This window comes from Pseudonocardia sp. NPDC046786 (assembly GCF_040645415.1).
Classification (GTDB): domain Bacteria; phylum Actinomycetota; class Actinomycetes; order Mycobacteriales; family Pseudonocardiaceae; genus Pseudonocardia; species Pseudonocardia kongjuensis.
Genome location: NZ_JBEYYF010000002.1, coordinates 204,816 through 228,114, shown reverse-complemented (window position 1 = coordinate 228,114; position 23,299 = coordinate 204,816). Strand labels below are relative to the sequence as shown.

At 74.8% G+C, this 23,299-nt stretch carries 21 protein-coding genes and 1 pseudogene; 11 read left to right on the top strand and 11 right to left on the bottom strand.

What is annotated here, in order from left to right; translation table 11 throughout:
- Positions 1 to 202 precede the first annotated feature (202 nt).
- Positions 203 to 2,194 carry an alpha-1,4-glucan--maltose-1-phosphate maltosyltransferase gene (locus tag ABZ881_RS03040; protein WP_358481369.1) on the top strand — a complete coding sequence of 664 codons (1,992 nt, stop codon included), beginning with the start codon at positions 203 to 205 and terminating at the stop codon, positions 2,192 to 2,194.
- A 67-nt stretch (positions 2,195 to 2,261) separates the two neighbouring features.
- On the opposite strand, the gene ABZ881_RS03035 is transcribed toward ABZ881_RS03040, so the two are convergent.
- From ABZ881_RS03035 to treS, 3 genes are read right to left on the bottom strand one after another with little or no spacing between them, the layout of a single operon-like run.
- The gene (locus ABZ881_RS03035; RefSeq protein ID WP_358481367.1) at positions 2,262 to 2,699 is read right to left on the bottom strand and encodes a TA system VapC family ribonuclease toxin; all 438 of its coding nucleotides are present in this window, start codon (positions 2,697 to 2,699) and stop codon (positions 2,262 to 2,264) included.
- Positions 2,696 to 2,935 carry a hypothetical protein gene (locus ABZ881_RS03030; RefSeq protein ID WP_358481366.1) on the bottom strand — a complete coding sequence of 80 codons (240 nt, stop codon included), beginning with the start codon at positions 2,933 to 2,935 and terminating at the stop codon, positions 2,696 to 2,698. Before ABZ881_RS03030 ends, ABZ881_RS03035 begins: the two co-directional genes overlap by 4 nt.
- Before the next feature lie 60 nt (positions 2,936 to 2,995).
- Positions 2,996 to 5,257, bottom strand: a complete 2,262-nt coding sequence (gene treS / locus ABZ881_RS03025) for a maltose alpha-D-glucosyltransferase (protein WP_358481364.1) — start codon at positions 5,255 to 5,257, stop codon at positions 2,996 to 2,998.
- Between the two features lie 361 nt (positions 5,258 to 5,618).
- Between treS and ABZ881_RS03020 the strand changes: the two genes are divergently transcribed.
- The 6 genes and pseudogenes from ABZ881_RS03020 to glgB all read left to right on the top strand — a co-directional run.
- Complete coding sequence (locus tag ABZ881_RS03020) at positions 5,619 to 6,986, top strand: aminoglycoside phosphotransferase (protein ID WP_358481361.1); 1,368 nt, start codon at positions 5,619 to 5,621, stop codon at positions 6,984 to 6,986.
- Between the two features lie 144 nt (positions 6,987 to 7,130).
- Positions 7,131 to 7,745 carry a hypothetical protein gene (locus ABZ881_RS03015; protein WP_358481359.1) on the top strand — a complete coding sequence of 205 codons (615 nt, stop codon included), beginning with the start codon at positions 7,131 to 7,133 and terminating at the stop codon, positions 7,743 to 7,745.
- Positions 7,733 to 8,971 carry a glycosyltransferase gene (locus tag ABZ881_RS03010; RefSeq protein ID WP_358481357.1) on the top strand — a complete coding sequence of 413 codons (1,239 nt, stop codon included), beginning with the start codon at positions 7,733 to 7,735 and terminating at the stop codon, positions 8,969 to 8,971. Before ABZ881_RS03015 ends, ABZ881_RS03010 begins: the two co-directional genes overlap by 13 nt.
- Positions 8,968 to 9,846 (top strand): alpha/beta fold hydrolase, encoded by an 879-nt coding sequence (locus tag ABZ881_RS03005; RefSeq protein ID WP_358481355.1) that lies wholly within the window; start codon positions 8,968 to 8,970, stop codon positions 9,844 to 9,846. Before ABZ881_RS03010 ends, ABZ881_RS03005 begins: the two co-directional genes overlap by 4 nt.
- On the top strand, positions 9,843 to 10,964 hold the full coding sequence (locus ABZ881_RS03000) for a glycosyltransferase family 1 protein (protein ID WP_358481353.1): 1,122 nt from the start codon (positions 9,843 to 9,845) through the stop codon (positions 10,962 to 10,964). The genes ABZ881_RS03005 and ABZ881_RS03000 overlap by 4 nt, the downstream gene beginning before the upstream one ends.
- 154 nt (positions 10,965 to 11,118) lie before the next feature.
- A pseudogene (gene glgB, locus ABZ881_RS02995) lies at positions 11,119 to 13,302 on the top strand (1,4-alpha-glucan branching protein GlgB); the annotation flags it as partial.
- A 517-nt stretch (positions 13,303 to 13,819) separates the two neighbouring features.
- On the opposite strand, the gene ABZ881_RS02990 reads toward glgB, so the two are convergent.
- The 3 genes from ABZ881_RS02990 to ABZ881_RS02980 all read right to left on the bottom strand — a co-directional run bounded on the left by ABZ881_RS02990 (position 13,820) and on the right by ABZ881_RS02980 (position 16,479).
- Positions 13,820 to 14,044: a hypothetical protein gene (locus ABZ881_RS02990; protein WP_358481351.1), complete on the bottom strand. Its 225-nt coding sequence runs from the start codon at positions 14,042 to 14,044 to the stop codon at positions 13,820 to 13,822.
- A gap of 206 nt (positions 14,045 to 14,250) precedes the next feature.
- The gene (locus ABZ881_RS02985) at positions 14,251 to 15,507 is read right to left on the bottom strand and encodes a glycosyltransferase family 87 protein (RefSeq protein WP_358481349.1); all 1,257 of its coding nucleotides are present in this window, start codon (positions 15,505 to 15,507) and stop codon (positions 14,251 to 14,253) included.
- A 30-nt stretch (positions 15,508 to 15,537) separates the two neighbouring features.
- Positions 15,538 to 16,479, bottom strand: a complete 942-nt coding sequence (locus ABZ881_RS02980) for a tetratricopeptide repeat protein (protein WP_358481347.1) — start codon at positions 16,477 to 16,479, stop codon at positions 15,538 to 15,540.
- A 382-nt stretch (positions 16,480 to 16,861) separates the two neighbouring features.
- On the opposite strand from ABZ881_RS02980, the gene ABZ881_RS02975 reads away from it, so the two are divergent.
- Positions 16,862 to 17,107: a hypothetical protein gene (locus ABZ881_RS02975; protein ID WP_344030447.1), complete on the top strand. Its 246-nt coding sequence runs from the start codon at positions 16,862 to 16,864 to the stop codon at positions 17,105 to 17,107.
- A gap of 113 nt (positions 17,108 to 17,220) precedes the next feature.
- Here ABZ881_RS02975 and ABZ881_RS02970 read toward each other — a convergent pair whose 3' ends face one another.
- Positions 17,221 to 18,120, bottom strand: coding sequence for an alpha/beta fold hydrolase (locus ABZ881_RS02970; RefSeq protein WP_358481345.1), 900 nt, complete (start codon positions 18,118 to 18,120; stop codon positions 17,221 to 17,223).
- The gene (locus tag ABZ881_RS02965) at positions 18,117 to 18,431 is read right to left on the bottom strand and encodes a thiamine-binding protein (RefSeq protein ID WP_344030452.1); all 315 of its coding nucleotides are present in this window, start codon (positions 18,429 to 18,431) and stop codon (positions 18,117 to 18,119) included. The genes ABZ881_RS02970 and ABZ881_RS02965 overlap by 4 nt, the downstream gene beginning before the upstream one ends.
- Positions 18,432 to 18,512: 81 nt before the next feature.
- On the opposite strand from ABZ881_RS02965, the gene ABZ881_RS02960 reads away from it, so the two are divergent.
- A complete protein-coding gene (locus ABZ881_RS02960) occupies positions 18,513 to 19,016 on the top strand; it encodes a MarR family transcriptional regulator (RefSeq protein WP_344030455.1) in 504 nt (167 codons plus the stop codon).
- 17 nt (positions 19,017 to 19,033) lie between these two features.
- Here the strand turns inward: ABZ881_RS02960 and ABZ881_RS02955 are convergent, their stop codons facing one another.
- Positions 19,034 to 19,225 carry a hypothetical protein gene (locus ABZ881_RS02955; RefSeq protein ID WP_344030458.1) on the bottom strand — a complete coding sequence of 64 codons (192 nt, stop codon included), beginning with the start codon at positions 19,223 to 19,225 and terminating at the stop codon, positions 19,034 to 19,036.
- Positions 19,226 to 19,361: 136 nt separating this feature from the next.
- Between ABZ881_RS02955 and ABZ881_RS02950 the strand changes: the two genes are divergently transcribed.
- Complete coding sequence (locus ABZ881_RS02950) at positions 19,362 to 20,360, top strand: helix-turn-helix transcriptional regulator (RefSeq protein WP_358481342.1); 999 nt, start codon at positions 19,362 to 19,364, stop codon at positions 20,358 to 20,360.
- A 56-nt stretch (positions 20,361 to 20,416) separates the two neighbouring features.
- On the opposite strand, the gene meaB is transcribed toward ABZ881_RS02950, so the two are convergent.
- Complete coding sequence (gene meaB / locus ABZ881_RS02945; protein WP_358481341.1) at positions 20,417 to 21,376, bottom strand: methylmalonyl Co-A mutase-associated GTPase MeaB; 960 nt, start codon at positions 21,374 to 21,376, stop codon at positions 20,417 to 20,419.
- Between the two features lie 70 nt (positions 21,377 to 21,446).
- On the bottom strand, positions 21,447 to 22,634 hold the full coding sequence (locus ABZ881_RS02940; protein ID WP_358481339.1) for an acetyl-CoA C-acetyltransferase: 1,188 nt from the start codon (positions 22,632 to 22,634) through the stop codon (positions 21,447 to 21,449).
- A 143-nt stretch (positions 22,635 to 22,777) separates the two neighbouring features.
- Between ABZ881_RS02940 and mce the strand changes: the two genes are divergently transcribed.
- A complete protein-coding gene (gene mce, locus ABZ881_RS02935) occupies positions 22,778 to 23,236 on the top strand; it encodes a methylmalonyl-CoA epimerase (RefSeq protein WP_358481337.1) in 459 nt (152 codons plus the stop codon).
- Positions 23,237 to 23,299: the final 63 nt, after the last annotated feature.

Here is a 23,299-nt window from a genome sequence, read left to right as displayed (position 1 = left end):
GGCCGGGGGGCCCGTGCACCGGTAGGGTTGGCTGACCGCGGGGGAGACCGGGTCCGTGCACGTCGGATCGGTTCCGTACCGCCGCGAACGCCGGCCGTCGGCGGGATGGCGGCGCCGGTGTGGCGAGCGCCGGACCGCGGCACGAGACTTCTACCGACGGTGACGACGAACCGCGGTGACGCGGAGCCTGGGGGTGCAGCCGATGACCGGTCGGCTCGGAATCGATGACGTGACGCCGTTCGTGGAGACCGGTGATCCGTCCAAGGCCGTCGTCGGCGAGGTCGTCCCGGTCCGGGCCACGGTGTGGCGCGAGGGGCACGACGCGGTCGCCGCGAACGTGGTCCTCACCCCGCTCGGCGCCGACGGTACCCCCGGCGAGCCGCGCTACGTCCGGATGCTGCCCGAGGGCTCGGGGACCGACCGGTTCGGCGCCTGGGTGGTGCCCGACGCCGAGGGCCGCTGGACGTTCCGGGTGGACGCCTGGAGCGACCCGTGGGCGACCTGGCGCTCGGCCGTCGAGAAGAAGATCGCCGCCGGGCAGTCGGCCGACGAGCTGGCCAACGACCTGGAGATCGGCGCCCGGCTGCTGTCCCGGGTGGGCCGGCGTCCGTCCGAGAAGGACAACCGCGATCTGCTGCTCGGCGCGGCGAACGCCCTGCGCGACACCGCGCTGCCGCTGCGGGCACGGGTCGCCCCGGCCCTGTTCGACGCCGTCGTCACGATCATGACCGAGCGGCCGGTCCGGGAGCTGATCACCCGCGGCCCGGAGCGCCAGATCCACGTCGACCGCAGGCGCGCCCTGTTCAGCTCCTGGTACGAGTTCTTCCCGCGCTCCACCGGCGGCCGGGACGAGACCGGCCGGCCGGTGCACGGCACGTTCGCGACGTCGTCGAAGGAGCTCGACCGGGTCGCCCGGATGGGCTTCGACGTCGTCTACCTCCCGCCGATCCATCCGGTCGGCACGGTGCACCGCAAGGGCCGCAACAACTCCGTGCACGCCGAGCCGGGCGACGTCGGCTCGCCGTGGGCGATCGGCTCCGCCGCGGGCGGGCACGACGCCATCGATCCGGAGCTGGGCGACTTCGACGACTTCGACGCGTTCGTCGCGAAGGCGGGCGAGCTCGGCCTGGAGGTCGCGCTGGACCTGGCGCTGCAGTGCGCACCGGACCACCCGTGGGTCACCGAGCACCCGGAGTGGTTCACCGTCCGGCCGGACGGCACGATCGCCTACGCGGAGAACCCGCCGAAGCGCTACCAGGACATCTACCCGCTCAACTTCGACCGCGACCCGGCCGGCATCTACGCCGAGTGCCTGCGCGTGGTCATGAAGTGGGTCGAGCACGGCGTCAAGATCTTCCGGGTCGACAACCCGCACACCAAGCCGCCGAACTTCTGGCACTGGCTGATCTGGGAGGTCAAGCGCCGGGACCCGGACGTGCTGTTCCTGGCCGAGGCGTTCACCCGCCCGGCCCGGCTGTTCGGCCTGGCCCGGCTCGGCTTCACCCAGTCCTACACGTACTTCACCTGGCGGACCGACGCCGAGGGACTGGCCGACTTCGCGACGATGCACGCCGAGCACGCCGACGAGTGCCGGCCGAACCTGTTCACCAACACCCCGGACATCCTGCACGAGTCGCTGCAGACCGGCGGCCCGGCGATGTTCGCGATCCGGGCGACGCTGGCCGCGACGATGTCGCCGACCTGGGGCGTCTACTCCGGCTTCGAGCTGTACGAGGGCACCCCGGTGAAGCCGGGCAGCGAGGAGTACCTGGACTCGGAGAAGTACGAGCTGCGGCCGCGCGACTTCGAGACCGCGCTCAACCAGGGCCGGTCGCTGGAGCCCTACCTCACCCGGCTGAACGAGATCCGCCGTGAGCACCCGTCGCTGCAGCAGCTGCGCGAGATCCACTTCCACGAGGTGGACAACGAGCAGCTGATCGCCTACTCCCGGCTGGACCCGGCGACCGGCGACCAGGTGCTCGTGGTCGTCACGCTGGACTCGTTCACCCCTCGGGAGGGCACCCTCAAGCTCGACATGCCGGCGCTGGGCCTGGACTACGCCGACGTCGTCGACGTGCACGACGAGGTGTCCGGCCAGACCTTCCGCTGGGGCGAGTACAACTTCGTCCGCCTGGTGCCGACCGAGCACGTCGCGCACATCCTGCGCCTGCCGGCGCGCACCCCGCTGGTCTGACCCGCGCTGATCACGGATCGGGAACCGGGGCGTCCGCCGGGCGGGCGTTCCGGTTCCGGATCGGTGATCACACGTCGGACGGATCCAGGACGGTGATGTCACGGAACCGGCGGAAGTCCCGGTCGGACGTCCATATGGTCGCGACGCCGTGCTCCCGCATCAGGGCCGCGATGTGCGCGTCGGGCACCAGGTTCCCCCGGACGACGTCCCCGGCGACCGTGTCCCGGAAGGCGCTCCAGAAGCCGTCCCCCTCGCCCGGTGTCCGGATGTGCGGCCGCGACACCAGGTCCTCCAGGTTCGCCAGGGCGGTGGCCGGGTCGAGCGGCCGGGTGAAGATCCGCGGGTGCGTCGCGATCCGCAGGTAGGCCATGGCGACCGGCCAGAAGACGTGCACCAGTCCGGGCCCCACCGCCAGCCGGTCGAGCAGGTACCGGTTGGCCTCGTGCCGGGGGCTGTCCGCGTCCGAGGCATAGAGGAGGACGTTCGCGTCGACGGTGACGCTCACCCGTCACCGTCGAGCAGGTCGAGGACGGCGTCGCGGTCGTCGAGATCGACGCGGGCCCCCATCGGGGCCGACGTCCAGTCGAGCGGCCTGGCCGCCGGCCCCTCGGCGCGCATCTCGTCCTCCAGCGCCTTGGCGAGGAGCTCGGACATGAGCGCACCGAGGGTGGTCCGTCGCCGCTGCTGCAGCTTCTTGAGCTGCATCAGCACCGATCCGTCGATGTCCACCGTCGTCCGCACATCACAAGCGTAGCCGCCGCGCATCAGATGCGTCGATGCTCGGCGTACGGATCCGGGCGGTCAGGCCCCGTCCTCGACCGGCGGCGCCTCCAGCACCACCGCGGTCGCCCGGAACGGCGTCATGTCCACCCGGAACCCGTTCAGGTCGTCCACCGTCCCGACGGTCTCCCCGGAGAACAGGTCGACCACCTGCGATCCCGGCTCGAAGTGGTCGGACCGCACCGCGGCGTCGACGTGCTCGTCGGCGAAGTTCAGCACGGTCGCCTGGGTGCGGCCGTCGTCGAGCGCGTGCACCATCACCAGCAGCCCGCGGTGCGCGACGTCGGGCACGTCGATCTGCCGCGCCGTCGCCACCCCGCTGTGCTTGCGGACGGCCAGGATCGCCTGCATCTGCCGGGCGAAGCTGGTCTCGTCGGTGAGCTGGTCGGGCAGCGGGCCGTAGAGACTGCGCCCGCGGGGCATCCCGGCCGAGGACCGGTCGGCGCCCGGCGAGTGACCCATCAGGTCGTGCGCCGGGCGGGAGATCCACCGGGTGTCGCCGGAGGCCAGCAGATCCGACACCTGCTCGGGGGGCAGCGTCAACATGCCGAGCAGGTCCCAGCCGGACAGCGCGAACACACCGGGCTGGAACGCGTTGAACATGACCAGCAGCAGGTGCACCCGGCGGATCCGGTCGACGTCGTCCGGGGTGATGTCGTCGAGCGCGGTGATCCCGAGCGACGCGGCGATCACGGTCGCGGTGGTGCAGGCGATCCCGTTCGTCGTGAAGATCAAGTTGTACGGGACGTCCGGGCCGGCCAGCTGGTCGCACAGGTCGCGCCGGATGGTGTCGGCGAGCTCTCCGCCGGTGATCTCCTCGCCGCGGAAGACGAACAGCTCGGTGGCGTGCCCGGCCGTCCAGTGCACCAGCTCGTAGGTCAGCTCGTCGTGGTTCTGCAGGGCGTGCACCAGCGACGCCGGATCGACCCCCAGGTCGAGCGCGGTGCGCAGGGTGAGCCGCAGGAACTCGGTGTCCGAGGTCGCCAGCGCGTGGTGGTAGGCGGGCCGGTTGATGAAGTCGTAGGACAGGTCGGCGCCGGCCTCGGAGGTGACCTTGATGTCGTCGACGGTCAGGTTCAGCTCCTGGAAGGTGAACCCGCCGACCTTGCGCACCATGCTCGCGATCAGGTGGTTCGCCGCCTCGGACAGCGGATGCCCCTCGGACCAGCCGGGCATCCCGCCGGTCGACTTCTCGACGCCGAGGAAGCCGTTGGCGTCCAGCCGCAGCGCACCGGAGCCGAGATCGGCCAGCGAGTGCAGGGCGTCGCCCATCACCATCCGCATCCCGGCGAAGGTCGGGTCCAGCCAGTTCACCGAGGGCTGACCGTCCTTGAAGTAGTGCAGGTACACCCACCGCCGGACGACGCCGTCGACCCCGGTGACCTCGCCGGTCACCGACCAGTTGGTCTCCTTCACGCCCTCCCGGTAGAAGATCACCCGCTGCAGCCGCCCGACGATGTACCCGGACTTCTCCAGCGCCTCCTCGGTGGCGGCGTCGAGGTTGACCGAGTCCCGCCCGGGCGGCACGTCGGGCAACATGCCCCAGTCCCCCGGCTCGATCTCGACCATGTGGTAGATCCCCGGGTAGTCGCCGTAGGCGAGCTCGGCGAGCCGGAAGTCGGGACCCTTGCCGGTGTGCCCGGGCACGACGTCGTCGATGATCGTGCCGCCGTGCCAGGTCGCGGTGGCGCACATGCCGCGGAACTCGTCCTCGGTGCCGAACACCGGGTCGATCTCGTTGGAGATCCGGTCGAAGTGCCCGTCGACGCTCGGGGTCGGCTGCCAGCCGGACAGTCCGCCGGCCCGCTTCACCGGCCCGGTGTGCACGCCCTCGATGCCGATCGTCTCGAACGCCTGCCACAGCTCCTCGTCGCCGAGCGCGCCGAGGAAGGACACGCCGGGCCGGGTGATCAGCGAGATCGGGTAGGCGGTGAACCAGACCGACGCGGTCTCCACGGCGTGCCGCGGGCCGGGGCTGGCGAACGGGTTCTGCCACATCGAGCCCTGCCCGGAGAACTGCCGGGCCAGCTCGTCGGCGTGCCCGAGCATCGACTGCGCGAGCAGCCAGGACACGTACACCGGGTTCTCGCCGGACGCGGGGCCGTCCTGGGCGACCGAGCGGCGGCGCACCGTCGACCGGACCCGGGCGCGGTGGCGCAGCGTCCGCGGGCGGGCCTCGTGGAAGTACTCGGCGAAGTTGACGTCCGGCGGCTGCGGGGCGGGTTCCTCGCCGGAGACCCCGGAGGTCGCAGTGTCCTCGGCCATCGGCTCTCGCTCGCTCACGCCGCCGGTCCTCCGGGTCGCTGTCGGGGTTCGTCGGTGCGTGCGCGCACCCGGCCTCGCACGGCCGGGCACGGCAACCGCGGTCCGGACGGTGCCGGAACGTGCCGGTCCGCCACGGGCCCACGGGGGCACCGGGATCAGTATGGGTTTCCGGGCACGGGGCTGCCCGGGAGAGGGGCTCGGTGACCGCCCGTGACGACGGGTGGTCCATCCGCGACGGACAGTACCAGTGGGGCGGGTGCACACCCGGCCCGGACCGCCGCCCACGGTTAGGGTTCGGCGGACGCGGAACGTGCTGGTACGCACGGTGCCGCAGCGAGACCACAGCCGGGCGTGCGCTCCGGCGGGAGGGGGACGACGCGTGGGCCCGACCGGAGCATCCGACCACCTCACGGCGCTCCCCGAGCTGCTCCGGGGCTGGCTGCCGGGGCGGCGCTGGTTCGCTGAGAAGGGCAGGCCGCTGCAGGCGGTCCGGATCGCCGCCCGGACCGCGCTGCCGGCACCGGCCGGGCTGCTCGGGCTCGACGTGCTGGTGCTCGCGGTCTCCTTCGCCGACGGGCCGGACCGGCACTACCAGCTGCACCTCGCCCGGCGCGCCGGCGGCGGCCCCGCCGCGGCGGTGATCGGCGAGCTGGACGGCGTGCTGCTCTACGACGGACTGCACGATCCGGCCGTCACCGGCTGGCTGCTCGACGCGATCGCCGCCGGCCGCACCGTGGACGGGCTCGCGTTCGTGCCCGAGCCCGGCGCCGCACTGCCCACCGCCGAGACCGGCACCGTCGTCGACGCCGAGCAGTCCAACACCTCGGTCCGCTGGGGCGAGCGGTCCATCCTCAAGGTCTACCGGCGGCTCTCCCCCGGCCTGAACCCCGATCTGGAGCTGCACCGCGCGCTGCGCTCGGCCGGGGTCGGCGCGGTCGCTGCGCTGCAGGGCGCGATCGAGGGCACCCTCGACGGCCTGCCCGCCACCTACGGCCTGCTGCAGGAGTTCGCCGCCGGATCGCAGGACGGCTGGGAACGCGCCGTGCACGCCGTCCGGGACGGGCGGGACTTCACCGACGACGCCCGCGCGCTCGGCGGCGCGCTCGCCGACGTGCACCTGGCGCTGCGCGACGAGCTCGGCGCCGGCGAGGCCGATCCGGTCGCGATGGCCGGCTACTGGACGTCCCGGCTGGAGACGGTCGCCGCCCAGGTCCCGGTCCTCGCCCCGCAGGTGCCCGCGATCCGGGCCGTCTACGACGAGGTGGCCGCGCTCGGCGAGCCGGTCGCCGTCCAGCGGGTGCACGGCGACCTGCACCTCGGCCAGACCCTGCGCACCCCCGGCGGCGGCTGGCTGATCATCGACTTCGAGGGCGAGCCGGCGGCCACCCCGGCCGAGCGGCGGGCACCCGACGCCGCGGTGCGCGACGTCGTCGGGATGCTGTTCTCCTTCGAGTACGCGGCCTTCCACCATCTGCTCTCCAGCTCCGACACGCCCGGCGCAGGTCTCGGTTCGGACACTCCGGAGTCGCGTGCGGCACACGCCTGGTCGACCGCCAACCGGGACGCCTTCTGCGCCGGCTACGCCGCGCGCACCGGCACCGACCCACGCACCCAGACCGCTTTGCTGCGCGCGTTCGAGCTGGACAAGGCCGTCTACCAGGTGCTCTACGAGACGCGCAGCCGTCCGACCTGGCTGCCGATCCCGCTGACCGCGATCGCACGTACCACGTCCGGGCCGGGGGTGTAACCCGGTAGCCACCGGACCTTCGCGAACCCGTCTCCCGGGCAACGCCCGACGTCCCGGGCGGACGGTCGCGGGATCGTGGAATCCTCCGAAGAGGAGGAACACTGCGATGAGACGACGACGCCGGGAGACCCGATGATCCCGGGCGTGGACGACGTGCTGGGGCTGATGCTCGCGCCCGGGCCGGGCACGCTCGCCCTGACCCTCGCGGTGCTCGGCGTCGGCGTGTTCCTGGAGGGGCCGGTCGTCACCGTGGTGGCCGGCTCGCTCGCCGGTGCCGGGATCCTCGACTGGTGGACGGTGCTGCTGGTCGCCGCCGTCGCCGACGTCGTCGCCGACACCGTGCTCCACCTGCTCGGCCGGGCCGGCCGACGGCCCCGGGTGGCACCCGTCCTGGTGAAGCTGGGACTGACCGGCGGACGCTGGGAGATGCTGCGGGAACGGGTGAGGGACAATCTCGGGCACGTGGTGCTGGGGGCGAAACTGGTCGACGTCGGAGCCATCCCCGCGTTCCTGGCCACCGGCCTGGCGGGGGTGTCCTACCGACGGTTCCTGGCCTGGGTCGTCCCCGCCACCGTGGTCCGGGCAGCGCTGCTGGTCGGGATCGGCTGGGCGGTCGGCGGCCGGTTCGCCGCCGAGCTGGCGGACCGGCCGTGGATCCTGGTGGTGGCCGGGCTCGGTGTCGGCCTCGGGCTGGTGGCCGGGCGCGCACTGTGGGTGCGCGCCACGACCTCGCGGAAGGAGAACGTGTGCGCGTCCTGATCGGGGCCGACACCTGGGTCCCGGACGTCAACGGGGCCTCCTACGCCGCCCGCCGGCTGGCTGCCGGGCTGGCCGGGCGCGGGCACGATGTGCACGTCGTGGCACCCGCCCGCGGTCTGCGCAGCCGGCCCGCCCGGGAGGTGGGGCCGCTGACCGAGCACCGGATCCGCTCGTTCCCGGTGCCGAAACCGCCCGACTTCCGGCTCTGCGTCCCGCTCGCCCTGCGGCACACCGCCCGCAGGCTGCTGACCCGGGTCCGGCCGGACGTGGTGCACGTGCAGAGCCACATGATCCTCGGCCGGGCCCTGCTGGCCGCGGCACAGGAGCTGGGCATCCCCACGGTGGCGACGACGCACATGATCCCGGAGAACATCCTGCCCGCGATCAGCTTCCTGCACCTGCCACCGGCCCAGCTGAAGAAGCTGTTCTGGCGGGACGCGGCGCGGGTGCTCGCCCGGGCCGGCCTGGTCACCGCCCCCACCCCGCTGGCCGCGGCGCTGGCCGAGCGCAACGGGGTGCCGGGGCCGGTGATGCCGGTGTCGAACGGCCTGGACCTGTCCCGGTTCCGGCCGGACACTGAGGGCCGCGGGACGGCGTTCCGGATCCGCCACGGCATCCCGGGGTCCGCCCCGGTCGCCGGGTTCGTCGGGCGGCTGGACCGGGAGAAGCACGTCGACGAGCTGGTCCGGGCGCTGCCGCTGGTCCGGGAGGCGCTGCCGGAGGCGCGCCTGGTCGTCGTCGGTGACGGGGAGGAGCGGATGCGGCTGCACGCCGCGGCGCGCGCCGCCGGGGTCGGGCACGCCGTCGTCTTCACCGGGCGGATCACCGACGAGGAGATCCCGGACGTCTACGCGGCGCTGGACGTGTTCGTCAACGCGGGCACCGCGGAGCTGCAGAGCCTGGTCACGCTGGAGGCGATGGCGACCGGGAAGCCGGTCGTCGCGGTCGACGCCGGCGCGCTGCCGCACCTGGCGCGGCAGAGCGAGAACGGCTTCCGCTACCCGCACGGCGACGTGCCCGCGCTGGCCGAGCGGCTGGTCCGGGTGCTCGGCGACCCGGCCGCCGCCGCGTCGATGGGCGAGGCCAGCCTGCGGATCGCGGGCGAGCACGGGATGGACGCCACCCTCGACGCGTTCGAGGTGCTGTACCGCTCCCGGGCCGCCCCGATCGTCGGCCCGCGGCCGGTCCGCCGCACCGCCGACCGGCGCACCGGATCGCGGCGGTGACCGCCGCCCTCCGGGTGGGGGCGCCGCGCACCGGGCGCGCCGAGCGCACCGTCGACGGCGCCCGGACCGTCGTGCACACCGTCGGCGACCCGGCGGCGCCGCCGCTGCTGGCGCTGCACGGGCTGCGCGGCAGCCATCACGGGCTGGCACCGCTGGCGGCGCGGCTGCCCGGCCTCCGGGTCGTCATACCGGACCTGCCCGGGTTCGGCGCATCGCCGCCGTTCACCGACCGCGCGCACGACGTCGCCGGGTACACCCGCTGGGCGGCCGCGCTGCTGCGCGATCTCGGGCCGGGCGCGGCGCTGCTCGGCCACTCGTTCGGCTCGGTCGTCGCGACCGCCACCGCCGCCACCGCGGCGCCGCGCGCACTGGTGCTCCTCAACCCGATCGCCGAGCCCGCCTCCGCGGCGGGCGGGGTGACCGGCGCCGGGACCCGGCTGACCGCGCTCCTGCACGAGGGCGCCGCACGGCTGCGGCTCGACGGGGTGCTGCGGCACCGACTGCTCGCCGACGCCGCGACGGCCACCATGGCCACCACCACCGATCCGCTGCTGCGGCACTGGATCGCCGACGAGCATCGGGCCCGGTTCGGCACCTTCGCCGACGTCCGGTCGCTGCTGGAGGCGTTCCGGGCAGCCGGCTCCGGCTCGGCGAGGTCCTGGGCGCCGCGGGTGACCGCTCCGGTGCTGCTGCTCGCCGGCGCCCGGGACCGGGTCGCGCCGGTCGCCGGGCAGCACGCGCTCGCCGCCGCGTTCCCGGACGCCCGGCTGGTCCTGCTGCCGCGCACCGGGCACCTGGTGCACTACGAGGCCCCGGCCTGGGCGGCCCGGGAGATCACCGGGTTCCTCGGCGGGCTCCCTGGATCGCCCCGGTGAGGATCCTCGTCGACTGCCGCTACATCCGGCCCGGCACACCGGACGGGATCGGCCGCTACACCACCGGCCTGGTCCGGGCGCTGGACCGGCTGCACCCGGTCGAGCTGCTGGTGTCCGACCCGCGGCAGCGTGACGGGCTGCCGGACCGGAAGGCGCACACCCTGCCCGCACCCACCGGGCCCGGCGAGCCGTTCGTCGCCCGGCGGGTGAACCGGCTGCTCGGCGGGGCGGGCGGTGCACCCGCCGATCCGGACACCGTGGTGTTCTCCCCGATGCAGACGATGGGCACGCTCGGGCGGCGCTACGCCGTCGTGCTGACCGTGCACGACCTCATCTACTACCGGCACCGGACGCCGCCGCCGTGGCTGGCCGCGCCGGTCCGCGCGCTGTGGCGCGGCTACCACCTGTCCTGGTGGCCGCAGCGGCTGCTGCTGGCCGGGGCCGACGCGGTCGCCGTGGTGTCGCGGGCGACCGGCGATCTGGTCGGCGCGCACCGGCTCACCCGGCGGCCGGTCGCCGTCGTCCCGGACGCCACCGACTTCCATCTCCCCGACGGCACGCCGCGGCGCACCCGGCCGGTGGGCAACCGGATCGTCTACGCCGGGTCGTTCATGCCGTACAAGAACGTGGCGACGCTGGCCCGGGCCGCGGCCCTGCTCGACGACCACGAGCTGCACCTGGTCTCGCCGGTCCCGCCCGGGGTGCGCGAGGAGCTGGTCCGGCTGGCCGCCCCGAACCGCCCGGTGTTCCACGACGGTGTCGACGACGCCGGCTACCGGGCGCTGCTGGACGGTGCGACGGCGCTGGTGTCCGCCTCCCGGGACGAGGGCTTCGGGCTGCCCGTGCTGGAGGCGATGGCCCGCGGCTGCCCGGTCGTCGTCTCCGACATCGCGGCCTTCCGGGAGGTCGCGGGCGACGCCGGGCTGTTCGCCGATCCGGACGATCCGGCCGGTTTCGCCGCCGCCGTCCGCTCGCTGGCCGGGTGCTGGCCGGAGCGCTCGGACGCGGTGCGGGAGCGCGCCCGGACCCAGACCTGGGACGCCGCCGCGGCCGCCCTGCTGGGTCTGCTGACGGACACCGTCACCCGCCGGCGTCACCCGGCCGGAGGGCCCCGCTGACGCCGTACGCAGGCGGCCGCACTGCGATCGGGCAACGGTGGGTCCCCGCGGGCGGCGGCTCCTGCCGAAGGCCAGTACGGTTCCGCAGGTGACCTCCGAAGAGATGCGAGCGACGCGAGCGACCCCGGCGGCGCGGGCGACGGAGGAGACGCACGTGCCGGACCGGGCGACGATCGACCGGTTGCTGGGCGGGGCCCACCACGACCCGCACTCGGTGCTGGGCGCGCACCCGCACGCCGACGGCACGGTGATCCGGGTGCTGCAGCCGCACGCCACCTCGGTGGCCGTGCTGCCGAACGGTGAGCGCGAGCTGGCCCACGAGCTGGAGCGGGTGCACGACGCCGGGCTGTTCTCCGGGGTCGTCCCCGGTTCCGGCGGCGACTACCGGCTGCTCGTGCGGCACGGCGACGACCCGGCTGCCGAGCGGATCGTCGACGACCCGTACCGCTGGCTCCCCACGCTCGGCGAGATGGACCTGCACCTGATCGGCGAGGGACGCCACGAGCGGCTGTGGGACGTGCTCGGCGCGCACGTGCGCGAGTACGACACCGCGTCCGGCCCGGTGGCCGGCACCAGCTTCGCCGTCTGGGCACCGAACGCCGGCGGCGTGCGGGTGACCGGCGACTTCGACGGCTGGGCCGGCTGGACGCTGCCGATGCGGTCGCTGGGCGGCTCCGGCATCTGGGAGATCTTCCTGCCCGGCGTCGGGGTCGGTGCCCGCTACAAGTTCCGGGTGCTCGGCCCGGACGGGCGCTGGCGGGACAAGGCCGACCCGATGGCGTACGCGACCGAGATCCCGCCGCAGACCGCCTCCGTCGTCACCACGCCGGTGCACGAGTGGGGCGACCAGGAGTGGATGGCGGCGCGCGCGGACCGCAGGCCGCACCAGGAGCCGATGAGCGTCTACGAGCTGCACCTCGGCTCATGGATCCCGGGCCTGGACTACCGGGAGATCGCCGAGCGGCTGGTCGCCTACCTGGACACCACCGGGTTCACCCACGTCGAGCTGCTGCCGGTGGCCGAGCACCCGTTCGGCGGGTCCTGGGGCTACCAGGTCACCTCGTACTACGCGCCGACCTCGCGGTTCGGCACCCCGGACGACTTCCGCTGGTTCGTCGACCGGCTGCACCGGGCCGGGTACGGCGTCATCGTCGACTGGGTGCCCGCGCACTTCCCGCGCGACGAGTGGGCGCTCGCCAAGTTCGACGGCACCGCCTGCTACGAGCACGCCGATCCGCGCCGCGGCGAGCAGCCGGACTGGGGCACCCTGGTGTTCGACTTCGGCCGCAACGAGGTGCGCAACTTCCTCGTCGCGAACGCGCTGTACTGGCTGGAGTCGTTCCACATCGACGGCCTGCGGGTGGACGCGGTCGCCTCGATGCTCTACCTGGACTACTCCCGGGCCGACGGCCAGTGGCTGCCGAACGTGCACGGCGGCCGGGAGAACCTGGACGCGGTGGCCTTCCTGCAGGAGATGAACGCCACCGTCTACCGGGAGCACCCCGGCGTCGTCACGATCGCCGAGGAGTCCACCGCCTGGCCCGGCGTCACCCGCCCCACCTACATGGGCGGCCTGGGCTTCGGCCTGAAGTGGAACATGGGCTGGATGCACGACACGCTCGACTACACCGGGCGTGACCCGATCCACCGCAGCTACCACCACAACCAGATGACGTTCTCGCTGATGTACGCGTTCAGCGAGAACTACGTGCTGCCGATCAGCCACGACGAGGTCGTGCACGGCAAGGGCTCGCTGTGGACCCGGATGCCAGGGGACGACTGGAAGAAGGCGGCCGGCGTCCGCGCGCTGCTCGCCTACATGTGGGCGCACCCGGGCAAGCAGCTGCTGTTCATGGGCGGCGAGTTCGGCCAGCCCCGGGAATGGTCCGAGCAGCGCTCGCTGGACTGGCACCTGCAGGAGACCGATCCGCTGCACGGCGGCATCACCGCACTGGTCGGGGACCTGAACCGGGCCTACCGGGGGCACTCCGCGCTGTGGTCGCACGACACCACGCCGGAGGGCTTCTCCTGGATCGACGCCAACGACGCCACCGGCAACGTCTTCTCGTTCCTGCGGCACGGCGTCGACGCCGACGGCCGGCCCACCGTGCTGGCCTGCATCGCGAACTTCGCCGGCGCCCCGCGGCAGGACTACCGGGTCGGGCTGCCGTTCGCCGGGAACTGGACCGAGCTGGTGAACACCGACGCGTCCGGCTACGGCGGGTCCGGGGTGGGCAACCTGGGCCGGGTGCGGGCCGAGCAGCAGATGTGGCACGGCCAGCCGGCGTCGGCGGTGCTGCAGCTGCCGCCGTCGGGCGTGCTGTGGCTGGTGCCGGAGCAGACCGGCGGGCCGGTGACCTCGGCCCCGGCCGCGCTGTCCGGTTCGGTGCCGCCGCCGCTGCCGGCGGGTGAGCTGCCCGACGAGCCGGAGACCACCGACGTCGACGCCCCCGCGACGCCGGACGACGGCTACCGGGCCGCTGCGCCGGATCCGGTGCGGTCGGGGCCGTGGAACGGGGCCACCGGGGCCGGGGCGACCAACGGCGCCCACAGCGCCGCCGGCTCGCTCGGCACGCCCGGCACCGAAGGCCCCCTCGGCGACTCCGACGATCCGCCCGGCACCGACGACTCGCGCCGTGCCGAGGGCTCCGACAGCTCCGGCCCGGTGTCGGAGAGCGTGGCCCCGGCGCCCGGGACGATCGGGGCGCGCGCGGTGCGCAACGGGTCGTTCGTGACCGGGAGCTCCGGGACCGGCCGGTCGGACACCGGCACGTCGTCGGCCGACTGATCCCCTCCACCGGCGGCCCGGGCACCGGCACGATCCTCACCGCCGGCCCCGGGCACCGGCACGGTTCCTAGCGGCAGGCCGGGCACCGGCACGGCGCGCCGGGCGTGCCGCCCGCGGCCCGCTCGGCCGGGACCGCGGCGTCCGGTGCGCGGTGGTCGTCGGTACCTGCGTGCTGCTGGGCACGGGGCGCACCCGCGCGCGCCGGCGCTCCGGCCGCGTCGTCGTCGGGACGCCAGGGGACCCAGGCCGTCGGCTCGGGGAGCCGATCGACGTCCACCCACACTCGGGCCACGTTCCTCCTTCCGGTGCCGTCCGTCCGCGCATCCGGCGGATCGTTCGATCCGCCGGATGCCGACGTCCGGCCGCGCGTCCTCGCGCTTGGTAGCAAGGAGCTTTACAAGACCTCACCGTAAGGAGGGGTCGCCTCTTCCGCAGAACGGAACACATCGCCGTTTCACGGCGGATCGGATCGGTGAACGGTCCACCAGCGGTCCGGGCTCAGGCGCCCGGTCGCACCGGCTCCCCCGCGGCCCCGGGGCGACGGTCCGGTCGCGACACCGGCGCGCTCCCGGGCGGCACCGGGCCGGTCGCCGGCCGCAGCAGCGCCCACCAGGCCGCCAGCAGCACCGCGGTGTAGAGCGCGCGGCCCAGCGGGCTGAGCGGGAAGCCGTCGGCCCACAGGTCGCCCCAGGCGACCGGGATCACGGCCAGCGCGAACAGGGCCGCCACCACCCGTCGCCGGGTGTCCCCCGGCCGTCCGGACGCGGCCAGCGCGAGCAGACCGGGCCAGAGCAGCAGCAGGTAGTTGTGCCAGGAGATGGGCGCCGCGAGCAGGCCGGTGGCCAGCACCGCGAACGGGGCCGTCCCGCCGGGATCGGTGCCCGCGGCGAGCCCGGACCCGTACCGGGCGGTGCGCCGCGCGTAGTGCGCGAGGGTCCCGAGCAGCAGCGCCGCCCCCAGCACCGTCCCGACGGCGGCCGGGAGCCCCCAGCGCAGCGCCAGGCCGGGCAGCGAGGCGTTGTCCAGGGTCGGGCCGACCGGCTCGGCCAGCGCCATCGTCAGCCACTGCCACGCCGTCGACCAGCCCGCGACCGCCACGCCCACCAGGGTCGCGACCGCGGCGGCCCCGACGCCCGCGGCGAACGGCCGCCACCGCCGCTGGGCCGCCGCGAGCAGCAGCAACGGCGCCAGGGACGGCTTGAGCGCCACCGTGATCCCGTACAGCACTGCCGCGGCGACCGGATGCCCGCGGCGCTCGGCGATCCAGCCCGCGGTGATCCCGGCCAGCAGCAGCGGGTAGATCTGGCCGAGCAGCAGCGTCCCGTGCAGCGGCGACGACGCCAGTACCGCGCCCAGCCCCAGCAGCGTCCAGCCGAGGCCGAGACGCAACTCCCGGCCGGCCGCGGCGACCGAACCGGCCACGAGCAGCACCGAGCAGGTCGTCAGGATCCGGTAGCCGGTCAGCGCGTCGAGCGCCCCCAACGGCGCCAGCAGGACGCTGAGCAGCGGCGGATTGAGGTTGTGCAGCCGGGCGCCGGTGGCGTAGATGACCGAGCTGCCCGGCCCGTACTCGACCAGCGCACGCGCCGAGTGCCAGAAGGTGTCGAAGTCGACGTGCATGCCCGCGACGTCCGGATGCGGGATCCACCGCAGCAGCGGCGGCGGTCCGAACGCGAGCAGCAGCGCCGCGGTCAGCAGCGCGACGACCGTGACGGCCGGGGCGGCCCGGCGGACCAGCCGGTGCGGTCGGGTCACAGCGGGCCCCGTGTCAGGTCCGGGACGGACTCAGAACAGGGCCCGGCCCAGCGCGCGGCGTGCGGTGCTGACCCGCGGGTCGTCGGCCGGGAAGAGTTCGAACAGGCCGACCAAGTGGGCGCGGGCCCGGTCACGGTCCTCGCCACCGGTGCGGGACACCGTGTTCACCAGCCGGCCGAACGCGGCCTCGACGCGGTCCGCGGCCATCTCGGCGTCGGCCGCCGCGAGCTGCGCGTCGACGTCGTCCGGGTTCGCGTCGGCGCGCTCGATCGCGCTCGGGTCGGCCTGCTCGGCGCGGGCCAGGAACTTCACCTGGGCGAGCGCGGCCGCGGCCTGCTCGTTGGCCGGCTCGACGTCCAGGATGGCCTGGTAGGCCGCCTCGGCAGCGGCGTAGTCGCCCTGCTCGAGCGCGTCCTCGGCGGCGGTGAACCGGGGGTCCTCCGCCTCCTCCTGCTCCGCGGGTTCGCCGGTGGCCTCCGCCGCCCGGCGCTCGCCCTCGGCGATCGCGGGCATCCGCTCGCGCAGCGCGTCGAGCAGCGAGCGGACCCACTCGGCGGCCCGGTCGTCGGGGATCGCGCCGTTGACGGCGTCCACCGGCTGACCGCCGACCAGCACCACCAGCATCGGGACCTGCTGGACGCCGAACGCCTGCGCGACCCGGGGCTGCGTGTCGATGTCCACCCGGGCCAGGCGCCAGGCGCCGCCACCGGTGGACGCCAGCCGCTCGAGCTCGGCGGACAGCTGCTCCTCGCGCGGGTAGCGGCTGGCCCACAGCTCGACGACGACCGGGACCTGCAGCGACGGCTCCAGGACCTCGTTCTGGAAGCCCTGCTCGGTGGCCTCGACCACCCAGCCGCCACCGGCGGCGCCGGGCCCGCCGGGACCTGCTCCGGACGGTGTCGGCTTGTTGGCCGCGTCGGCGCGCGCCTTCAGGCCCGAGAGGTCGACCGCTCCGGCCATCGCGGAGGACATCGCCGCACGCTGGGCCGTCTGACGAGGATCTGGACGAGACACGCCGTCCATCCTGGCACGGACGCGTGTCGGCCGTGACACACCCCGCCGGTCCCCGCGGCGTACCGGTGCGGTCCCGGCCGGCGGTCCGCCCCGGGCGGCCGCCGGACCACGCAGCGGCAGCGGCCGCGCACGGATGGTTCACGATCACCGGACCGGCGGAGCATCACCGGCTCCGCTCGCTCGTTGAACCCCGTGCAGGGCCTCGACGGTGACCCTGCGTCACCGAGGGCCTGCGTCATCGGGATCGGCGGCGAGATCCGCGGCGCCGATCCGGTGCGCCCCCGAGAAGACGAGCGAGAACGCCGGACCGATGCCGGCCGCGACGGAGGATTCCCAGAAGATGAGCAACGTTCAGACCGCTGCCAAGCCGACCCTCGCCTACGTGTCGCTGGCGCTGGGCGCCCTCGCCGTGATCGCCGGGTTCCTGGTGCCGCTGTTCGCCTGGATCCTGGGGGCCGCCGGTCTGGTCGTCGGCTTCCTGGCGTTCCGCCAGCCGGCCACCGCCAAGCTGGGCCAGATCGGCATGGTGGTCAGCTTCGTGGCGATCCTGATCGGCGTGTACCACTTCACCAGCCTCATCGCCTGACGAGCACGGCAGCACCACCGCGGCCGGCAGCGGTCGCGGCCGGTACGAACGGCCGGTGACGGGTCCCCGTCACCGGCCGTCGTCGTGTCCGGGGCGGGCACGGCGGCCGGGGATCAGCTCCGGGCCGGGAGCGCGGTCCCCACCGCGAGATCGGCGAGCAGCCCGGCGAGCGCGGCCGGCCGGGTGAGCATCGGGAAGTGGCCGCCGGGGAGCTCGACGAGCTCCGCACCGACCCGCGCCGCCTCCCGGCGGCCGCCCGCCGGATCGACCACGCGGTCGTCCGCACAGATCACCGACACCGTGCGGACCGCGGGCCACTCCTCGATCGGGCACGGCTCCCGCAGCAGGCTCCAGTCCTGCGGCCGCAGCCGGTCCGCCGCCTCGGCGACCAGTTGCTCGCCCGCCGCCCCGGTCCGTGCGGCGAGCTCGTCGGCGACACCCCGGTAGAGACCGGCCGCGACCGTCGCAGCGTCCGGCCAGAAGGTGACCGGACCGTCGCCGCGGCGGATCCCGTCGTCGTAGCCGGGCACCATCAGGTCGCCCTCCGATCTCAACCGCTCCAGCTGCGGGCGGCCCGGCTCGGGGACGAGCGCGGCGACCAGCACCAGCGCCCGGACCCGGGCGGCGCCCAGCCGGGCTGCGGCCACGGTCGCCGCCAGCCCGCCCAGCGAGTGACCGACGAGCACCACCGGCTCCCCGGCGGGATCGGAGCCCGCCGCCGCATCCGGCCCACCGGCCGGGCCGGGCCGCGCGGCCGCGCCGGCGCCCGCCGCCGCGAGCACCGCGGCGACCTGGTCCTCGTACCCGCCGCTGTCGGCCGGCAGGTCCGGCGCGGACACCGGCACCCCGCTCCGCTCCAGCGCGGCGGTGACCGGCGCCCACGAGGAGCCGCGGTGCCAGGCCCCGTGCACGAGCACCACCCGCGCCGTCCCCGGCGGGGGCGCCCCGGCCGGATCCGGGCCACCGGGCCCGCCGCTCACGGCCCGGCCCGGGGCGTCGGGACCGCCGCTCACGCCTCTTCCCCGCGCAGGTGCTGTTCGACCCGCTCCACCTTCGCCCGCAGCTGGCCGGTGTGCCCGGGCCGGATGTCGGCCTTGAGCACCAGGCTGACCCGCGGCGACACGGCGGAGACCGCCTCGACGGCCCGCTTGACCACGGCCATCCCCTCGTCCCAGGTCTCCGACTCGATCGTGGTGAACATCGACGTGGTCTCGTTGGGCAGCCCGGACTCCCGGACCACCCGCACCGCCTCGGCGACCGCGGCGCTGACCCCGCCGTCCCCGGACTCGGAACCGGACGGTGCGATGCTGAACGCGAAGAGCATGCCGCCACAGTGCCACGCCGACACGGGATGCCACCGCGCATGATCGCCGGGTGGCCCGGGTCCACTTGCTAGCGTCTCGCCATGGCATCTCGCGGGTCGCTCCCCTTCGACCCGATCCAGCGCGCCGCCGACCTGTGGGAGGAGCGGATCGGCCCGTCCCGGACCATGGCCGCGGTCACCAGCGTCATGCGGGTGCAGCAGATCCTGCTCTCCGAGGTGGACGGTGCGCTCCGGCCGCTCGGGCTCACCTTCGCCCGCTACGAGGCACTGGTGCTGCTCGACTTCGCCCGGCGCGGCAGCCTGCCGATGCGGGTGATGGGCGAGCGGCTGCAGCTGCACCCGACCAGCGTCACCAACATCGTCGACCGGCTGCAGGGCGACGGCCTGGTCCGCAGGCTCCCGCACCCGACCGACCGCCGGGCGACGCTGGTCGAGCTGACCACCGAGGGCCGGGCCCGGCTGGCGAAGGCCACCGCCGCGGTGACCGCCATCGAGTTCGGCCTCGGCGGCCTCGACGACGCCGACCAGGACCGGCTCACCGCACTGCTGCGCACCGTCCGCCGCGCGGCAGGCGACTTCGACTGATCCCGGCCGCCGGCCGCTCATCCCCGGCCCCCGCGGCGCCGCCGCCGGGACGGCGGGGGCAGCCCGTGCCCGTAACCGGGCCAGCTCCGCATGCCCCGCCTGCGCCAGAGCGACGGCGACCGGAGCATCCGCCGCACCGTCGCCCATCCCGCGACCGCACCGGACGCACCCGCGAGCACCACGCAGGAGACGTAGTCGACCAGGTCCATGCCGCACACTCCCGATCCCCCGTGCCGACGCACCTGCCGCAGGTGCCGGAGCACCACCCGCGCCGCGCGCCGCCGTTGACGCCCTGTTGCGGCAACGGCGTTGACGCTAGCGCGGCACCCCGACAGAATCGGGCCGGTGGACGTCGGGGACGGGATGGGCGGCGATCGGGAACGCGGCGGGCCCCCCTTCCTGCGCGCTGCTCGCCTGGACCGCGGCTGGTCGCAGGCCCACGCGGCCCGGGAGCTGGCCCGGCTCGCCGAGCGTGCCGGGGGCGGCTCGGCCCGGCCGGGGAGCCTCAAGACCCAGCTGTCCCGCTGGGAGAACGGGCACGCGACCCCGGCCCCCGGCCAGCGGGCACTGCTGGCCGAGCTCTACGGGAGCACCCCCGCCGGGCTCGGCCTGGAGCCCGCCGCCCCGGCCGGCCCCGGCGGGACGGCCGGTGCGGCTCGGACGGGCAGCGCGACCGGGCCGGGCGACCGGCTGCGCGCCGCACTGGACCGGGCCGCGGCGCTCGGCGACACCGAGCTCGGGCTGCTGCGCGAGCAGCTGCGCACGATCGTCGCGCTGGACGCCCGGCTCGGCACCGCGGCGGCGCACGGCCCGCTCGCCGCGCTCGTCGAGCAGCTGCGCGACCTGCTGGAGCACTGCGTGCACCCGGAATGCGAGCGCGTGCTGGCCGAGCTGCTCGCGGGCGCCGCGCTGCTGGCGGGCGACCAGGAACGCGACCGCGATGCACCGGACCGTGCCTGGATCGCCTACGGCCTCGCCGCCGGGGCCGCGCACCGGGCGGGCGACCGCGGCACCGCCGAGCGGGCGGCACGGCGCCGCGAGCGCCTGCGCACCGAGCTCGACAGCGAGGACGGCGGGGATCGCGGGGATCCGGCGGACGGGCCGGAGGTGGAGCGGTACCCGGCGCGCCTCCCGGTCACCGTGGAGCTCGACGGTCACCCGGCAGGCGCGGCCGCCGGGGTCCCGCTGCGCGACCGGCTGGAGGAGGCCCTGCAGGAGGCGGTCGTCGCGCACCGGGCCGGGCGCGCCGGGGAGGCCACCGGCGCGGCCGCACGGGCCCGCCGGCTCGCGCTGCGTGCCGGATCGGCCCGCGCGCTCGCGGTGCTCGCCCGGCTCGGCCGGTGAGCGGGCCGGGCACAACCGGGCCGGCGGACCGAGCAGGCAGCCCGGCCAGGCCCGGCTCAGCGCGACTGGCCGAGCAGCTCGTCCGCAGCCGCCCACGGGTCCAGCTCACCGGCCAGCACCCGCCCGGTCAGCGCCTCCAGCGCGTCCCCGCCGCGCACCCGTTCCATCCGCGCGCGCACCTGCTCCATCCCGATCGCCTCGATCTCGCGCCGGACCCGCTCGTGCCGGCGCCGGTCCCGCTCGCCGGACTTGCGCGCCCAGGCCAGGTGGTCGTCGAGGGCGTCGGCGAGCGCGCCGATCCCCTCCGAGCGGGAGGCGACGGTCATCAGCACCGGCGCCTCCCAGGCGTCGGTGCCGCCGTGGTCGCGCAGGTGCAGCATGTTGCGGAGCTCGCGCACGGTCCGCCGGGCGCCCTCCCGGTCGGCCTTGTTGACCACGAAGACGTCACCGATCTCCAGGATCCCGGCCTTCGCCGCCTGGATGCCGTCACCCATCCCCGGCGCCATCAGCACCACGGTGCTGTCGGCCAGTCCGACGATCTCCACCTCGGACTGCCCGACCCCGACGGTCTCGATCAGGATCACGTCGCAGCCCGCGGCGTCGAGCACCCGCAGGGCCTGCGGCGTCGCCCAGGACAGCCCGCCGAGGTGCCCGCGGGTGGCCATCGACCGGATGAAGACGCCGTCGTCGTCGGCGTGCTCCCCCATCCGCACCCGGTCGCCGAGCAGTGCGCCCCCGCTGAACGGCGACGACGGGTCCACCGCGAGCACGCCGACCCGGCGGTCCCGGGCCCGGAGCTCGCTGACCAGCGCCGAGGTGCTGGTCGACTTCCCGACCCCGGGCGATCCGGTCAGCCCGACGACGTGGGCCCCGCCGGTGTGCGGGGTCAGGGCGGCGGACACCGCACGCAGCTGCGGCCCGGCGTTCTCCACCATCGAGATCAGCCGGGCGACGGCGAGCTGCTGACCGGCGCGCGCCCGCTCGACGAGCTCGTGGGGGTCCGGCGGTCCGGGCACGATCGGTTCCTCCAGCGGGGACATGCGTCGGCCCCCGCCACGGCGGGGGCCGACGATCGTCACACAGGGATCAGGGCTTCGGCACGCGGATGATCAGGGCGTCACCCTGGCCACCGCCGCCGCACAGCGCGGCCGCGCCGACACCGCCGCCGCGGGACCTGAGCGCGAGCGCCAGGTGCAGCGCGATCCGGGCCCCGGACATCCCGATCGGGTGACCGAGCGCGATGGCGCCGCCGTCGACGTTGACCTTGTCCTCGTCGATGCCCAGCTTGCGGGTGGACACGATGCCGACCGCCGCGAACGCCTCGTTGATCTCGACCAGGTCGAGATCGGCGGGCTGGATGCCCTCCTTCTCGCAGGCCTTCGCGATCGCGTTCGCGGGCTGCTCGTGCAGGCTGGCGTCCGGCCCGGCGACGACGCCGTGCGCGCCGATCTCGGCGATCCAGTCCAGCCCGAGCTCCTGCGCCTTGGCCTTGCTCATCACCACGACGGCGGCCGCGCCGTCGGAGATCTGCGACGCCGAGCCCGCGGTGATCGTGCCGTCGGAGGCGAACGCGGGGCGCAGCCTGCCCAGGCTCTCGGCGGTGGTGTCGCCGCGGACGCCCTCGTCGGTGGCGAAGATGACCGGGTCGCCCTTGCGCTGCGGGATCTCGACCGGGGTGATCTCCTGCTCGAACGTGCCGTCCCCGGCGGCCCGGGCGGCCAGCTGGTGCGAGCGGGCGGAGAAGGCGTCCTGCTCCTCGCGGGTCAGGCCGTAGCGCTCGTTGTACTTCTCCGTCGAGGCACCCATCGCGACCTGGTCGAAGGCGCAGAACAGGCCGTCGTAGGACATGTGGTCGGTGAGCGTGGCGTCGCCGAACTTGGTGCCCTCGCGGGACTTGGTGAGCAGGTGCGGGGCCTGGGTCATCGACTCCTGGCCGCCGGCCACCACGACGTCGAACTCGCCGGCCCGGATGAGCTGGTCGGCGAGCGCGATCGCGTCGACACCGGAGAGGCACACCTTGTTGATGGTCAGCGCCGGGACGTCCATCGGGATGCCGGCGGCGACCGCCGCCTGGCGGGCCGGGATCTGCCCGGCGCCCGCGGTCAGCACCTGGCCCATGATCGTGTACTCGACCTGCTCCGGTGCGACGCCGGCCCGTTCCAGCGCCGCCTTGATGGCGATCCCACCCAGCTGCGCGCCGGAGAATCCCTTCAGCGAGCCGAGCAGACGGCCCATCGGCGTGCGGGCGCCGGCGACGATCACGGTTCCGGACACGGGGTCCTCCAGCAAGCTTCGTTGACAGGTGGGCGGGCGGTCACCATACCCACGCGCTCCGCGGTCGCGGGACACGTCGAAGGGTGGGGGTGACCAGTGGCACATGGTCCTACTCGCTGGTAATCAAGGTACCTTCTGCCCTCATGACGACAACCGATGATGCCCTGTCGCCGCTGGTCGTGGCGGTCGACCACGTCGGGATCGCGGTGCCCGACCTGGACGAGGCGATCCGTTGGTACACCGACAATCTGGGCCTGGTCGCCGTGCACGAGGAGACCAACGCCGAGCAGGGCGTGCGGGAGGCGATGCTCGGTGCGCCGGGCGAGCCGGCCGGTGCCACGAAGGTGCAGCTGCTCGCCCCGCTGGACGAGAACTCGACGATCGCCAAGTTCATCGACCGCAACGGCCCCGGACTGCAGCAGGTCGCCTACCGGGTCACCGACGTGGCGGCCGCCGCGGACGCGCTGCGCGCGAAGGGACTGCGGCTGCTCTACGACGAGCCGCGCCGGGGCACGTCGAACTCGAAGGTCAACTTCGTGCACCCGAAGGACGCGGGCGGGGTGCTGGTCGAGCTCGTCGAGCCGGGCCCTGATCAGCACTGATTCAGCACTTGTTCGAGGACCGATCCAGGGACGGCCCCACCCGGAAGGCCAGTACGGACATCC

Coding starts and splice junctions, on each gene's coding strand:
- ABZ881_RS03040 (WP_358481369.1), top strand. CDS start 203: ATGACCGGTCGGCTCGGAATCGATGACGTGACGCCGTTCGTGGAGACC.
- ABZ881_RS02980 (WP_358481347.1), bottom strand. CDS start 16,479: ATGTCCTCCGCGATGGCCGGAGCGGTCGACCTCTCGGGCCTGAAGGCG.
- ABZ881_RS02975 (WP_344030447.1), top strand. CDS start 16,862: ATGAGCAACGTTCAGACCGCTGCCAAGCCGACCCTCGCCTACGTGTCG.
- ABZ881_RS02965 (WP_344030452.1), bottom strand. CDS start 18,431: ATGCTCTTCGCGTTCAGCATCGCACCGTCCGGTTCCGAGTCCGGGGAC.
- ABZ881_RS02960 (WP_344030455.1), top strand. CDS start 18,513: ATGGCATCTCGCGGGTCGCTCCCCTTCGACCCGATCCAGCGCGCCGCC.
- ABZ881_RS02955 (WP_344030458.1), bottom strand. CDS start 19,225: ATGGACCTGGTCGACTACGTCTCCTGCGTGGTGCTCGCGGGTGCGTCC.
- mce (WP_358481337.1), top strand. CDS start 22,778: ATGACGACAACCGATGATGCCCTGTCGCCGCTGGTCGTGGCGGTCGAC.